Below are 14,271 nucleotides of genomic sequence, written 5' to 3'. Positions count from 1 at the left end.
GGCCACAACACCGGCGGCAACTGCGTAGCCGCCGGGGCCGGGGGAGGCGGAGGCGGAGGCTACTTCGGCGGTGGCGGGGGCGGCGCCTCCGCCCCCGGCAGCAGCGGTTTCGGCCGCGCGGGTGGTGGCGGCGGTGGCGGAGGCAGCAGCTTCGCCACTCCGACGGGCACCGGGACGGCCTATGCGGACTCGAGCATCGGGACGGCGAACAAGAACGGTCAGGTGATCATCTCCTACACGGTGGTCACCCCTTCCTTGACCATCGCCAAAACCCACACCGGGAAATTCGTCCAGGGCAAGCGGGGGACCTGCACCATCGAGGTCGGCAACACCGGGCCTGGCGCCACCGATGGCAGCACGGTCACCGTGACCGACACCCTCCCGCCAGGACTCACCGCTGGCCGCATCGCTGGCGCCGGATGGAACTGCACCCTGGCCACCCTCGCGTGCACGCGCAGCGACGTCCTGACAGCAGGCAGCAGCTACCCGCCCATCACCCTCAAGGTCAGGGTCTCCTGCGACCGCGACACAGCCCGCGAGGTCACCAACAGAGCCACTGTCACAGGAGGCGGCGACACTGCCATCCACACCGCCACCGACCCCACCACCATCAAACACGAGAGGCACTGTCACCACGACGAGCACGAAACCTGGTTGGCGATCGGTCGCGGCTGAGTGCGGCAGCGAAGTGCAGTAACCACTGCCACCAGAATCGGCACGGGCCGCGCCCGGGCGCTGATGGCACCCGGCCGCCAGGTGTTTCGCGACCGCTTCCGCGTCCCGGATGACCGGCTCCCCGTCCAGCGCGATCCGTCACGGGAGTTCCTCAACTCCCGTGACGGCGGCGTTCGGTGAGGCTGATCACGCCGCTCGGCGCATCTGGGACTTCCGGTTCGGGGTGACGTTTCAGGGTGGAGTGGGAATCAGTCCGGTTTCGCGGAGCAACCTCCAGGCAACCTCCAGCCAGGCCGACTACCAGCAAGTCTGCACCCGCCTATGGCCAACTGCGGCCAGGCTTCGGAGAAAACACCCGGGTGAGCGACAGCCCCCTTGGCACCCGGACGGGTTCGATTTTCGGCCGGCGCTGCCGCCCTCAGACCCTTTGAACACAGGTACTCAACTTGTCCTACCTTTCAAGCGGGTCGGATCTGATCATTCGTAGGATCAGGGAAGCCCAGGGGTTCCGGGTATGGCTGTGAGCTTGTCGCTGCCTGATGGTTTGTCGGCACTGACGCTGTCAGGCGTGGTGCGAGGACGGCCGGTCGTGAGACGCGGAACCCGGATCTTGTCCATGACGGACTCGAACCGGGTGCAGTCGGCGCATTGTCCCGGCGTGACGACCAGGGGCAACGCCCGGCAGCGGCCCTCCGCGCTCAGGTGGATCTCGGTGGTGCGACCGCCTCGGGATCGCCCGATGGCCTCGCCGGCCGCCCGGGCGGCCGGAGAGCCGGGGCTCGGCCCGTGGGTGATGCTCGGCAAAACCTTCAAGGGGCTGACCGACCGGAGGCTCGCCCGGGAGACCGCCGAGTTGCTCGCTCGGGAGACCGGGCGGGACGCCCGGACGGTGCTGGTCCGGCCGGAACTGGTCGTCGAGGTCGGCTTCGACGGCCTCCGGCGCAGCCCCCGCTGCCCCGCCGGGCCGGCCCTGCGGTTCGCCCTGGTGGTGCGCTACCGGCCGGACAAGAGCGCCGCCGAGGCCGACACGGTGCCCTCCGTACGGGAGTTGGTCACCGCCGAAGGCTTGTGAGGCCGTTCGCGCGGCCGGGTCCGCCGACCCGTCCGGCGAAGTACCGCGGGTTGAAACGCATTGTGCCGCCATGGGGGTTCACACACAGGGGCCGAATCGGCCGTTCTCGGTCCGGCCACCGTACCCGTCCGTAAACGGACCGGCGACGGCTAGTTTGACCGTGACAACGAGAGGCGGCCGCCGGGCAGCCGGCGCCGCCCTGACGAAAGGTGCCCGACATGCAGGTGAGTGTCGACCGGGACCGCTGCTGCAGCTCCGGCATGTGCGTGACGAACGCCCCCGCGGTCTTCGACCAGGACGACCGGGACAGTCTTGTGATGCTCCGTCAGATCGTGCTGCTGCCCGAGCAGTTCGACGACGTCAGGCTCGCCGCCGAGCTCTGCCCGGGCCGGGCGATCACCGTCACCGGGGACGAGCCCGCGCGGACCGGGGCCTGACCGGCCCCGCCGCCGGCCCCACAGGCCGCCGGGGACTCCCTGCACCCCCGACAGCCCCACGAGGCCCCCGCGACATGAGGAGACCCCCGCCGTGACCACCACACCCACCACCCCCGCCGTCCCGCTGCTGCCGGCCCCGCACTCCGGCGGCTGCCCGTTCGGCCCGCCGCCCGCGTACACCGAGGCCGCCGCCACCGGGCCGGTGACCAGGGCCGAGCTGCCCGACGGCGACCTCTGCTGGCTGGTCACCGGCCTCGCCGAGGTCCGCACCGTGCTGTCCGACCGCCGGTTCAGTGCCGACATACGCCACCCGTCCTTCCCCCTGCTGGTCGCCGGCGCTCGCGAGCTGATCACCGACAACCCGGACTTCCTGCGGCTCGACGACCCCGAGCACGCCCGCCAGCGCCGCATCATCACCGGGGAATTCCTGGTCAAGCGGGTGGAGGCGCTGCGCCCGGAGATCCAGCGGATCGTGGACGAGGCACTGGACCGGATGACCGCGGGCCGGACCACGGCCGACCTGGTCACCGACTTCGCGCTGCCGGTGCCCTCGCTGGTGATCTGCCTGCTGCTCGGTGTGCCGTACGAGGACCACGACCGCTTCCAGAGCCTGAGCCGCACGATGCTCAGCCGGGAGAGCACCGTGGAGCAGCTCCGGGAGGCCCAGGAGGAGGTCCGGGAGTACCTGCGCGACCTGACGGCCCGCAAGCGCGCACAGCCGGAGGACGACGCCCTCAGCCGACTCGCGGCGCGGGACGACCTGACCCCGGACGACGTGGCCGGCATGGGCGTGCTGCTGCTGATCGCCGGGCACGAGACGACCGCGAACATGATCGCGCTGTCGACCGCGCTGCTGCTGGAGCACCCCGAGCAGATCCCCGGCCTGGCCGACCCGGCCACCCTGCCGGGCGCGGTGGAGGAGCTGTTGCGGCTGCTGACCATCGTGCACACCGGCCTGCCCCGGGTGGCGCTGGAGGACGTGGAGCTGGGCGGCGTCACCGTCCGGGCCGGGGAGGGCGTGATGGCGATGCTCTCCACCGCCAACCGGGACGAGGCGGTGTTCGGCGGCGCCGGCCATCGGGCGACGGACGAGCTGGACCTGGACCGGGACGCCCGGCGGCACCTGGCGTTCGGCTTCGGCGTGCACCAGTGCCTGGGCCAGCCGCTGGCCCGCGCCGAACTCCAGATCGCCCTGGAGACGCTGTTCCGCCGGCTGCCGGGGCTGCGGCCGGCCGGCGAGCGCGAGTTCCGTACCGATTCGTTCATCTACGGGATGCGGTCACTGCCCGTGACCTGGTGAGCGGGGCCCAAAGGAGAACTCTCACCGGAGTACCCGGCGGAGCTGTCCGGGCGGTCATGTGCGGAGCCTGATGACGAGAGCGGCCGCGGTGACGGTGCCGAGGTGGACGTATCCGCGCTTGTCGTAGCGGGTTGCGACCGCTCGGGCGTGGTCGGGTAGCCGGGCCACGTTGCCGTGGCCCGGCCCCCTCAGAACCGGGCATGCCTGTTTCCAAGCACCGCGGCTCAAGCAAGCCCAATGGCTTCACAGGTTCTGCTGTTGATCCCGTCTGCCATCGCTCGCGTGGTGCTGGCGATGGCACTCGGAGTGGACGAGGCGAAGGTTCTTGCTCTCATCAGATTCGCCGTTTCGCCGGTAGGTGAAGTGGTGCTTGTGCAGCCTCTTCTTCATGGCGTCGAACCACTCAATCCACTCGCGCGGGCTGTCCGGTTCGTATTCCGCCCCAGCGATGAGGGCCTGACCGCAGAGCGGGCAAGAACCCTTCTGACGCGCCGCCAGGACCAGACTGATCTTGTCCATTGGCGGTGGAGTTCGCGTCATTCGGCGCTGACTCCAGTAGTCATGCAGGGCAGGGTCATCCGGAGACGACTTTCCCTTGACCAACTGGTGCCTTCTGATGCTGGTCCAGGAGAACTTGGGAAGGTGGGCGCCGGAGGCGCGATCACCGAAGACCCATTTGTTGTTCCTGGACCGGTTGAGCCTGCCGAAATACTTCTGAACAATCCAGTACCTCGACTTCTTCGGGTGGCTGCGCTTGGCCCACTTGTAGGTGAGCGTCCACACGTAGCTGTCCAGCTCGGAGAAGGTCCTGCTGGACACCACCGTCCGGTAAGACGCGGACCAGCCTCTGACGATCGGAGACAGTCTGCGCAGGACGGCCGTGACGTTCAGGCCGAGTAGGGCCTGAATCTCGTCACGAAGCCGCATCGAACATATTCCCGGCTGGCTGGATCACGAACTCACGGACAAGCCTGTGGCCCACGCCAACCTCGCCCGCCCGTACCTGCACTGGTTCCTGCTCCGGCGAGCACGCCAGCGCGCCGCCGTCCGCCGCCATCCCGCCTCGGCCGACCGCGACCTGCGGCGCCGCGGCAGCGTCGCCCTGGACTTCCTGGCCCGGATGGACCAACGCGGCCTGGCCCTCGCCGACCTCGCCCAAGAGCACATCGGCGAATGGATCGCCGGAGCCATCAGTCAGCGGCGCTACCTGATCCGCTACTTCCTGAAGTGGACCACAAGCCGCCGACTCACCCGCGAACTGACCGTCCCATCCGTCCCGAGCCAGGAGCCCCAGGACCTGCTCGATGACGACGATCGCTGGCGGCACCTCCAACGCTGCCTGACCGATGCTGCCCTGCCGATGGACGTCCGCGCCGGTGGCGCGATCACCCTGCTGTTCGGCCCGTCCACGGAACGTCTTTGCCATCTGACACCTGAGTACCTCAAGTTCGACGACAAGCACGCCCACCTGGTCCTGGGCCGCCACCCCGTCCTGCTGCCTCCACGACTCGCCGAACTCCTTCGGCAACTTGCCGGACAGCCCAAGCTGCGACCGCAGCTCTCGCGAGCCCACCCGGGCCGTCGATGGCTCTTCCCAGGTATGGTCCCGGGCAAGCCGTTCTCGACGTGCGGCATGACCCAGAAACTCAACCGGCACGGCATCCTGGCTCGCACCGCGCGCAACGGAGCGCTGGCCGCCCTCGCTGCTGATCTCCCCAGCCCGATCCTCGCCGACGTGACCGGGACGCACCGCCACACCGCGCTCCGCTGGGTTGCCTACGCCCGACGCGACTGGGCCGAGTACCCTTGCGGCCCGGGCCGCGCTGTTGGACGGCGCCTACCGGGAGGTTGCCGCCCGGCTCCCGGTGAACGCGCAGATCACCGCCGACGGCGAGGGGCGGCTGCACGTCGCGGCGCTGGAGCCGGAGACCGAACCAGTGTCGCTGCGGGCGGCGGTGAACGCGATGCTGCCGCGGGTGGACCTGCCGGAGGTGCTGTTGGAGGTGTTCTCCTGGACCGGCGCGGACCAGGCGTTCACTTCGGTGACCGGCGGCGAGGCCCGGTTCAAGGACCTGCCGGTGACGATCGCGGCGCTGCTGGTCGCCCACGGCTGCAACGTTGGCTTCACCCCGGTGATCGGCGGAGCGGACGCCTGCGGTACGGGTGGCTCTGCCACGTCGACCAGACCTACCTGCGAATGGAGACCTATCGGGCCGCGAACGGAATCCCTTCACGCCAGGTGTCTGATTGACTACCCTCTGCGCCGAAAATCCTCGGAGTGAGTGTTGCAGCAGAGAGGAATCACCGTGGGTGACGAGAACAAGGGCGGCCCGAACGACGGCAAGGGCGGGGCCCGCGCCAAGCCCGGGGGTCCGCAGATCGGCCCGAAGCCGAACCCGGACGGACAGGGCCCGACTCCCGATCCGAAGCACAAGTGACGGCGGCCGCCGACGTCCAGGTCCGGCTGGTCGACCGGCTGGAGGCCTCGGGTGCCCTGACCCCCGGTTGGCGGCAGGCGTTCCTCGATGTCGGCCGCCATGGGTTCCTCCCGGACGTCTTCTGGGCGAGCAGCGGCGACGGCTACGAACGCTGCGACCGCGCGCAGAGCCCCGGGCGGTGGCTGGAGCTCGCGTACTCCGACGTGGCGATCGTGACGCAGTGGGACGACGGAACGGACAACGGACAGCGGGAGCCGACCTCGTCGGTGTCCATGCCGACGATGGTCGCCTCCATGCTGCGCGACCTGGACGTCCACGAAGGCCACAGGGTCTGGGAAGGCGGAACCGGCCCCGGCTGGAACGCCGGGCTGCTGGCCCGGCGTCAGGGCGCGCACAACGTGGTGACCGTGGAGCTGGACTCGGCGGTCGCCGCCCAGGCCGCCGCCAACTTCCGGGCCCTCGACGCCGCTCCGACCGCGGTGGTGGGCGACGCGGCCCACGGATACCTGCCCGGGGCCCCGTACGACCGGGGAATCCTCACCTGCTCGGTACGGGAAATCCCCCCGGCCGTGATCGGGCAGATCCGCCGGCAGGGCGTGCTGGTGCTGCCCTTCGCGCCGCTCTTCGGGGGCGGAGCCGTTGCCCGGCTGACCGTTGCCGACGGCACGGCCATGGGCCCGTTCACCGGCTCCTCGGCGTTCATGCGCATGCGGCAGCAGCGCTACCAGGCCCCGCCCGTCGACGACTACCTGCCCGGCGACTGGCCCGGGAACGCCGCGCAGGAGTACACGACCCTGAACCCGCTCGAAGTCGTCGACGACTGGCTGGCATCCTTCGTCGTGGGCCTGGCCGTACCCGACGTGTACTACCGGCGCAGCGACGGCGGCGGTATGACGACCCTGTGGCTGTTCGACACGGGCGTCACCTCCTGGGCGACGGTGGACTTCGTGGACGGGGCGAGCCGGTTCGAGGTCCGCCAGTCGGGCCCCCGTCGGATGTGGTCGGAGGTCGAGGGGTCCTTCCAGTGGTGGGTGGGGGAAGGCCGTCCGGGGTTCGAGAGCTTCGGGCTGACCGTGGACGGGGGCGAGCACCGGGCGTGGCTGCACGAGCCGGCCAACCCGCTGCCGTCCCCACGGGGGCAGGGCTGAACCGCGCAGGCCGCGTGCAGCATCGGCGGGGGTGGAGCCGGTGGGGGCGGTAGAGGTCGGCGATACCGGGGTCGGCGGCGGGTTCGGCAAGGCGGGGGGCCTGCTCGACGAGGCACAGGAAACGCGGGAACGGGTCGTCGCGGCCGGGCGGGGTGCCGAGCCGGGCTTCGGCCGACGACCGGTCGACGGGCCACTGCCGCGACTGCGGCCGGCCCGTCGCGGCGGCGAGCCGCCGCACCCAGCGGTCACCCGGCACGTCGGCCCCTTCCTCCGTGTCCCCGGCGAGCAGGAAGGCCGTCGCCGGGTCGGCCCGGTGGGCCGTCACCGCGACCAGGTGCGATGCGCCGTCGTCGTTGTCCCGGACGATCACGCAGCCGATGCAGCGTTCGCCCACCGTCCCACCCGCACCGCTCGGCGAGGCGCCCGGCGAACGGGGCGGCCGGCGGCAGCCCGCTGTCGTCGTCGAGGGTGGGGTCGACGAAACCGCCGGTCGCAAGGATGCGCGCCGACCCCCGGCCCGGGCGCAGCGCCTCGACGAGGCGGTGGCGGGCGGTGGTGAGGTTGCCGTCGGCAGGCAGGCGGGCGATGGCCGGGGCCGGGCGGGTCAGCAGGGCGTCGACGCGGTGCAGGTGGTCGGTGGTGTTGTCCAAGACGGCAGTCAACCGCGGGCCGCTGACAAGGCTTCCGGCAGTCCTCGCCGTGGCGATCACAGCCGGCCATCAGCACGCTGGGGCCCTGGGGAAGCGGCGCCGGTCGCGGAGAGCGGCGCCGTCGTGGCCGCATAGCTCGACGGTGCGGCCACCGTCGAGCGGCTCAAGCTCGAGGACGGCCGGATCCGGCTGATGCCGCACAACTCGGCGTAAGAGTCGAGCCCCGGTCGTGGCCGTCGACCACCCAAGAGCCCTGGGCGCTCTTGTGAGCGGCGCCGAGAACGCAGGCCACCGCGCGATGCTGCTGCCCACCCACGGCCGGCGGGCGTGCAGCAGCACCTGGTCGACCACCGTGAGCGCGGTGAGCAGCAGGACCGGTCCCGGCAGCGTGACGAGGACAAGCATCCCCATGCCGTCCACTGTCACCACCCCGCCCGTAACGGACGGCGGTTGTTGCGTTGTTGGGCCGCTGTTGGCCTGCCCTGCCAGCTTTGTGGCCGTCCCCGCGTGACCGGCCCCCGCAGCGAAAGCCCGGGGCCGGGCGCACTCCCGACACCAGAGGCAGGACACATGAAAACCGCAACCCTCCGACTCCGCCGCATCAGGGCGGCCCTGACCGTGGTCGCCATGACGCTGACCGGCCTGACGGTCTCCGTGGGGCAGGCGTCCGCGCATCCCTACTACGCGTTCGAGATCCAGAACCAGGCGACGGGCCTGTGCATCGAGGCGTCGTCCGACGTGAACCCGTACCAGATGGAGCTCCACCCCTGCGGAAGCAGCGAAGACCAGTGGTTCGGCGTCAACGACCACAACCACCTCGTCGACCTCAACACCCGCGGCTCCTGCCTGGCGGCGGACTCCTACGGCAACGCCCTGTCCGTGGGCTGCAACACCGGCGACTACAACCTCGACTGGCAATTCGGCTCCACCGAGGGCGACTGGACGACCATCAACAGCCCCAATGGCTGTTACCTGAAGATCCTCAACGGGCAGACCCCGGCGTGCATGCCGGGCTTTCAGGGCAGCAACGCCCAGTGGCGCATGATCAAGCGGGTCCCGGACCACCACGCCGGCACGGACGCGGGCACGGGCCGGGTGAAGTGGGCGGACTTCGACGGCGACGGCAAGGCCGACTACATCACCGTCGGCTCCAACGGCGCGGTCAACGTCTGGCGGAACCGTGGCGGCGACACCGGCGGCGGCTGGGACTCCCTCGGCCAGGTCGCCAGCGGTCTCACCACGGACGCCACCCGGGTGCGCTTCGCCGACTTCGACGGTGACGGGCTGGCCGACTACATCTGCATCAACGCCGACGGCTCGGTGCAGGTCTACCTGAACCGCGGGGGCGACGGCCACGGCGGCTGGCAGCCCCTCGGTCAGGTCGCCAGCGGCCTGACCACCGACCCGAACCGGGTGCGCCTCGCCGACATCGACGGCGACGGCCGGGCGGACTACAACGTCATCGGCGCCAACGGCTCGATCAGCACCTACCTCAACCGCGGCGGCGACACCGGCGGCGGCTGGGCCAACTACGGCCAGATCGCCTCGGGCCTGACCACCGACCCCAGCCGGGTGCGCCTGGCCGACATCGACGGCGACGGCCGGGCGGACTACAGTGCCATCGGCGCCAACGGTTCGATCATCACCTACCTGAACCGTGGCGGCGACGGCCACGGCGGTTGGGCCGACTATGGTCAGATCGCCACCGGGACCACCACGGACCAGAACGCGGTCGTCCTCGCCGACTTCACCGGTGACCACAAGGTCGACTACATGGTCACCAACCCGAACAGCTCGGTCAGCGCCTACCGCAACGACGGTGGCGACGGCCACGGCGGCTGGACCAGCCTCGGTCAGGTCGCCGCCGGCGCCTGAGCCGCGTCACCGCCGTGACCCGGGGGGCTTCGGTCCGTCAGCCGAAGCCCCCGCTCGCACATCGGCCATCACCACACGTACGCCCTGGGGGGAACCTTGAAACGCATCCTGCTGCTCGGCCTGAGCACCGCACTGGGCATGGCCGGCGTGGCCGCCGCCCCGTCCGCGCCCGCCGCACACGCCGCGACGACGGCCGCCCCGGCCATGCACGCCGCGACGACGGCCGCCACCGTCACGGCCGCGGTGCCCTCGCTGCGCGTCATGCCGCTGGGAGACTCGATCACCGCGGGCGCCGGCAGCCCGACCGCATCGTCCTACCGCGCCCCGCTGTGGAGCCTGGTCGCCGGCCAGTCCCGCTACACCGCGCGCTACGTCGGCTCCCAGGCCGGCGGGCAGCTGCCCGGCCTCGCCCACGAGGGCCACTCCGGCTTCATGATCGACGACATCCGCGCCGGGATCGACCAGTGGCTCGCCGAGGCCCACCCGGACGTCGTCCTGCTGCACATCGGGGTCAACGACCTCGACCGCAGCACCGACCCGGCCCATGCGCCCGAGCGCCTCAAGGCCCTCCTCGACCGGATCTACGCGGACCGGCCCGGCGTCGCGGTGGTCATGGAGGGCGTGATCCCGACGACCCAGGGCCTCCAGGTCCCGCCGTCCACCTTCAACGACCGGGCCCGGCAGCTGCAGGCGGTCGAGGCCCAGGCGGGGAACAGCTTCCGCTACGTGGACCCGCCGGCCCTGACGCCCTCCGAGATGGCCGACCGCCTCCACCCCAACGACAGGGGCTTCCAGCGGATGGCGCAGGCGTTCTACACGGGACTGGACCAGGCGTACTCCGCCGGCGCAGCCAAGGCATCCGTGGTGTCCAATGCCGCCAACGACTCGGGCGGGCTGGGCCACGTCCGGTACGCGGACTTCGACGGCGACGGCAGGGCCGACTACATCGCCGTCGGCGCCAACGGTGCGGTCGACGTCTGGCTGAACCGGGGCGGCGACGGGCGCGGCGGCTGGCAGCCCGCCGGCCAGGTCGCCACGGGGACCACCACGGACGTCGGCCGGGTGCGCTTCGCCGACTTCGACGGCGACGGCAGGGCGGACTACGAGGTGATCGACCCGGACGGCTCGGTGCACGTCTGGCTGAACAAGGGCGGTGACGGGCAAGGGGGTTGGCAGCCCCTCGGCCGGGTGGCCGCCGGGCTCACCACCGACCCCGGCCGCGTCCGCCTCGCGGACTTCGACGGCGACGGAAAGGCCGACTACGCCGTCGTCGATTCCGGCGGCGCCGTACGGGTCTGGCTGAACCGCGGTGGCGACACCGGCGGCGGCTGGGTGGCCCTCGGCCAGGTCGCCTCCGGCCTGACGACGGACCAGGACCGGGTCCAGTTCGCCGACTTCAACGGCGGCGGCAACGCGGACTACGTCCTCACCGACACGCCGTCCAACGCCGCCCACGTCTGCACCTGGAACGGCGGCGACGGCCACGGGGGCTGGAACGACCTCGGCCAGGTGGCCACCGGCGTGCCCACCGGCTGACCGCACGGCCGGCGCCGCCCGGGGGCCTCGACCCCCGGGCGGCGCACTCGCGTTCAGTGCCGGACGTCGCGGAGCAGTTCGAGTCCGTCGAGGCTCTGCTGGAGCAGGGCCGGGATGTCGTGGTCCCGGCTGATCCCGGCCGCCTGCTCGAAGCAGGTACGGGCCTGCGGGAGCCGGCCGAAATGGGCGTGGGCCCGTCCGGTGATGATCAGGCAGTCGGCGATGCCGCTCATGGCCCCCAGACGGTGTCGCAGCGCCAAGGACTCGTCGAGGGCGGCGAAGGCGTCCTCCTGCCGGCCGAGGCCCCGCAGGGAGTCGCCGAGGTTGGCCAGCATGACGGCGACGTGCGTCAGGTTGCCGCGGTCCCGGCATACTTCGAGGGCCGCGCGGAAGTGGGTGTGGGCGGCCTCGAAGTCCTCGCTCAGCAGGAACGCCCCACCCAGGGCCGAGTGCACGCCGAGCCGGCCCGCCTCCTCCCCGGTCTCCTGGTGGAGTTTCCAGGCGGCCTGTGCGTACGCCAGGGCCTGACCGTACCGGCCCTGCTGGCCGACTGCCATGGAGAGGTACGCGAGCAGGCTGGCCCTGCAGAGGTCGTCGTCCAGCTCCTCGAAGAGGGCGAGGGCGGCTTCGAGGGCCTCGACCGCCTCGTCGTTGCGAAAGGCCATCCCGTGGGACCTGCCGAGCCTGCGCAGCGTCCACGCCTGGCCGAGCAGGTCGCCGTGCTCCCGGGCGGACTGCAGGGCGAGGTGCAGGCAGGCGTCCCACTCGCCCGTCCACCAGAACGTGTCCGCGTACCCCATGAGCCAGATCGCGAGCCGCCAGGTGAGGTCGGGGCGGGAGGAACCCGCGGCCCGGCGGATCACCTCCTTGATGACGGGCAGTTCCCGCCGGCACCAGTCCAGGGCGTCCTGCGGGTCGGTGAACACGGGCACCGGCGCGGCGGGGGACTCGGCCAGTCGCGGCGTCCGAGTGGGGTCGATGGCCGTCCCGGCGGCCTCCAGGGCGATCGCGTACCAGACGCCCAGCCGCAGCGCGGCCGCCTCGCGCGCCTCGGCGGGCTCCTCCTGGAGGGCGCGCTCGGCGGCGAACTCCCCGAGCAGGTCGTGGAAGCGGTAGCGCCACGGCTCCGGCGTCTGTACCAGGTGGACGTCGGCGAGCAGTTCGAGCAGGTCGGCGGTCTGCTCCCGGGGGCGGTCCAGCAGGGCGGCCGAGGCCTCGACCCCCAGGGTGTGGCCCGCCCACGGGCCCAGCAGCCGGAAGGCCCGTGCGGCCTCGCGCTCCAGCGGGTCCTCGCTGTCGCGGATCGCGAGGTAGCTGGTCGCGAACGTGGCGTCGACGGCCAGCCGCCCCACCGACAGGGCGCGCAGCCTCCCCCGGCTGTCGTCCAGCCGCTCGGCCAGGGTGCCCAGGGTCCAGGCCGGGCGGGAGGAGAGCCGGGCGCCGGTGATCCGCAGGGCCAGCGGCAGGCCCGCGCAGGCGGCCAGCAGGCGCATCGCGCCGTCCGGGTCCCGCCGGATGCGCTCGGGTCCGCAGAGCCGGGACAGGAGGGCGCGCTGCTCCTCGACGTCGAGCGGGGCGAGGGAGATCCGGGCGCCCGCCGGGAGGTCGGGGAGGGCGTTCCGAGAGGTGACGATCACCGCGCTGCGGCAGTCGCCCGGCAGCAGGGGCTCCACCTGGGCAGCGTCGCGGGCGTTGTCGAGCACCAGCAGGACGCGGCGCTCGGCGAGGGCGGTGCGCAGCAGCGCGGCCCGGTCGTCGGTGTCCTCGGGCAGGGGCCTTGCCGGGACGCGGTGGCCCGCGGGCCGCTCGTCCAGGGCGGCGAGGAGGGCGGCGAGCAGCTCGTGCGGGTCGCGGGCGGGGGCGGAGCCGAAGCCGCGCAGGTCGGCGTACAGCTGGCCGTCGGGGTAGTGGTGCCTGACGGCGTGGGCGGCCTGGACGGCGAGGGCGGTCTTGCCGATGCCGCCCATGCCGGCGACGACGGCGATCCGGGGGAGGCCGCCGCCGGGCTCGCCGGGCTCGCCCGGTTCGACGGGTTCGGCGGGCTCGGCCGTGAGGAGGTCGGTCAGGGCCTGCAGATGGGCCCGGCGGCCGGTGAAGTCGTGGATGGCCGCCGGCAGTTGGGCCTGCGGGCGGACGGGCCGGGCGGGTTCCCCGGGTGTGTCGCGTTCGTCCCGCAGGACCTGCTCGTGGGCCCTCCGGACGGCGGGCCCGGGCTCGATACCGAGCTCCTCGACCAGGGCGCGGCGCAGCCGCTGGTGGACGGCGAGGGCCTCGGAGCGCTGCCCGAGGCGGTGCAGGGCGATCATCAGCTGGGCGTGGAAGGCCTCGTGCAGCGGGTGCTCTCCCGCCAGGGTGGTCAACTCCGGTACGAGGCCCTGGATCTGGCCGAGGCGCAACTCCGCCTCGATGCGCCACTCCAGGGCCTGCAGGCGGGCCTCCTGCCACTGCCGGCGCGGGGCCTGAGCCTGGGGGAGGTCCGGGAACTCGGCCAGCGGTTCCCCGCGCCACAGGGCCAGGGCCGCCGCCGACTCCCGCCGTACGGCCTCCCAGTCCTCGCGCAGCAGCGCCTCGCGGGCCCGCCGGACGCCCAGGCCGAATACCCGGGAGTCCAGCTCGCCCTCGGCGACCTTCAGGAGGTAGCCGAGCGGGGTGGAACGCAGGCGCTCGCCGTGCTCGTCGCCCAGCTGGGTGCGCAGGCGGGCCAGCATGTTGTGCAGCGAGGCGCTCGCCGACGCCGGCGGGTGGTCGCCCCAGAGGGCGGCCCTGAGCCGGTCCTGCGGGACGGGCCGGTCGGGCTCCAGCAGGAGCACGGCGAGCAGGGTGCGGACCTTGGCGCCGCCGACGGCCCGCTCCTGGTCGCCGACGCGGACGAGCAGCGGGCCGAGCAGGCTGAAGTGCATGGTCAAAATCCCCCGGTCCAACGCACGGCGCCGACTGTTCGAGCGCGGTGATCACGGACACCGTAGGGGACGGGGGCCCAGGGCGTTCAAGGGGGTTTACCCGATCCGGTGCAGCTCAGCGCCGCTCAGTGCCGTTGGGCGACCCCGGAAGTTGTCAAGTCAAATGAGACGGTTGTGCGGTGATGAGGCTTGTGGTTCGGGTTCCCTGCGCCTGGCCGGGTCGTTGATCCACACGTGCCG

The 14,271-nt window shown here is 72.1% G+C and carries 9 protein-coding genes and 3 pseudogenes; 9 read left to right on the top strand and 3 right to left on the bottom strand.

Going from position 1 to position 14,271, the window contains the following annotated elements; all coding sequences use genetic code 11:
* From ACWGJO_RS37855 to ACWGJO_RS37840, 4 genes and pseudogenes are all read left to right on the top strand, one after another.
* A pseudogene (locus ACWGJO_RS37855) lies at positions 1-675 on the top strand (hypothetical protein); the annotation flags it as partial.
* 781 nt (positions 676-1,456) lie between these two features.
* A pseudogene (locus ACWGJO_RS37850) lies at positions 1,457-1,747 on the top strand (ATP dependent DNA ligase); the annotation flags it as partial.
* Positions 1,748-1,965: 218 nt separating this feature from the next.
* Positions 1,966-2,184 carry a ferredoxin gene (locus ACWGJO_RS37845; protein WP_452190187.1) on the top strand — a complete coding sequence of 73 codons (219 nt, stop codon included), beginning with the start codon at positions 1,966-1,968 and terminating at the stop codon, positions 2,182-2,184.
* A gap of 91 nt (positions 2,185-2,275) precedes the next feature.
* Positions 2,276-3,484 (top strand): cytochrome P450, encoded by a 1,209-nt coding sequence (locus ACWGJO_RS37840; protein ID WP_452190186.1) that lies wholly within the window; start codon positions 2,276-2,278, stop codon positions 3,482-3,484.
* A 243-nt stretch (positions 3,485-3,727) separates the two neighbouring features.
* Here the strand turns inward: ACWGJO_RS37840 and ACWGJO_RS37835 are convergent, their stop codons facing one another.
* Both ACWGJO_RS37835 and ACWGJO_RS37830 read right to left on the bottom strand, forming a co-directional pair.
* A complete protein-coding gene (locus ACWGJO_RS37835) occupies positions 3,728-4,411 on the bottom strand; it encodes a group II intron maturase-specific domain-containing protein (RefSeq protein ID WP_452190185.1) in 684 nt (227 codons plus the stop codon).
* Complete coding sequence (locus tag ACWGJO_RS37830; RefSeq protein ID WP_452190184.1) at positions 4,398-5,240, bottom strand: hypothetical protein; 843 nt, start codon at positions 5,238-5,240, stop codon at positions 4,398-4,400. Before ACWGJO_RS37830 ends, ACWGJO_RS37835 begins: the two co-directional genes overlap by 14 nt.
* Positions 5,241-5,283: 43 nt before the next feature.
* Between ACWGJO_RS37830 and ACWGJO_RS37825 the strand changes: the two are divergent.
* From ACWGJO_RS37825 to ACWGJO_RS37805, 5 genes and pseudogenes are all read left to right on the top strand, one after another.
* Positions 5,284-5,705, top strand: a pseudogene (locus ACWGJO_RS37825) (Tn3 family transposase); the annotation flags it as partial.
* A gap of 85 nt (positions 5,706-5,790) precedes the next feature.
* Positions 5,791-5,922 carry a hypothetical protein gene (locus ACWGJO_RS37820; protein ID WP_452190183.1) on the top strand — a complete coding sequence of 44 codons (132 nt, stop codon included), beginning with the start codon at positions 5,791-5,793 and terminating at the stop codon, positions 5,920-5,922.
* A complete protein-coding gene (locus tag ACWGJO_RS37815) occupies positions 5,919-7,070 on the top strand; it encodes a methyltransferase domain-containing protein (protein WP_452190182.1) in 1,152 nt (383 codons plus the stop codon). The genes ACWGJO_RS37820 and ACWGJO_RS37815 overlap by 4 nt, the downstream gene beginning before the upstream one ends.
* A gap of 1,220 nt (positions 7,071-8,290) precedes the next feature.
* Positions 8,291-9,595: an FG-GAP-like repeat-containing protein gene (locus tag ACWGJO_RS37810; RefSeq protein WP_452190181.1), complete on the top strand. Its 1,305-nt coding sequence runs from the start codon at positions 8,291-8,293 to the stop codon at positions 9,593-9,595.
* A 96-nt stretch (positions 9,596-9,691) separates the two neighbouring features.
* Entirely contained in the window at positions 9,692-11,131 is a 1,440-nt protein-coding gene (locus ACWGJO_RS37805) for an FG-GAP-like repeat-containing protein (protein ID WP_452190180.1), read from the top strand.
* Between the two features lie 53 nt (positions 11,132-11,184).
* On the opposite strand, the gene ACWGJO_RS37800 is transcribed toward ACWGJO_RS37805, so the two are convergent.
* On the bottom strand, positions 11,185-14,031 hold the full coding sequence (locus ACWGJO_RS37800) for a BTAD domain-containing putative transcriptional regulator (protein WP_452190179.1): 2,847 nt from the start codon (positions 14,029-14,031) through the stop codon (positions 11,185-11,187).
* Between the last annotated feature and the right edge of the window lie 240 nt (positions 14,032-14,271).

It is taken from the genome of Kitasatospora sp. NPDC054795 (assembly GCF_053611565.1).
Note: the sequence above shows the minus strand (reverse complement) of the source record. Positions and strands in the feature narration are given on the sequence as shown.

Coding starts and splice junctions, on each gene's coding strand:
- ACWGJO_RS37845 (WP_452190187.1), top strand. CDS start 1,966: ATGCAGGTGAGTGTCGACCGGGACCGCTGCTGCAGCTCCGGCATGTGC.
- ACWGJO_RS37800 (WP_452190179.1), bottom strand. CDS start 14,031: ATGCACTTCAGCCTGCTCGGCCCGCTGCTCGTCCGCGTCGGCGACCAG.
- ACWGJO_RS37835 (WP_452190185.1), bottom strand. CDS start 4,411: ATGCGGCTTCGTGACGAGATTCAGGCCCTACTCGGCCTGAACGTCACG.
- ACWGJO_RS37810 (WP_452190181.1), top strand. CDS start 8,291: ATGAAAACCGCAACCCTCCGACTCCGCCGCATCAGGGCGGCCCTGACC.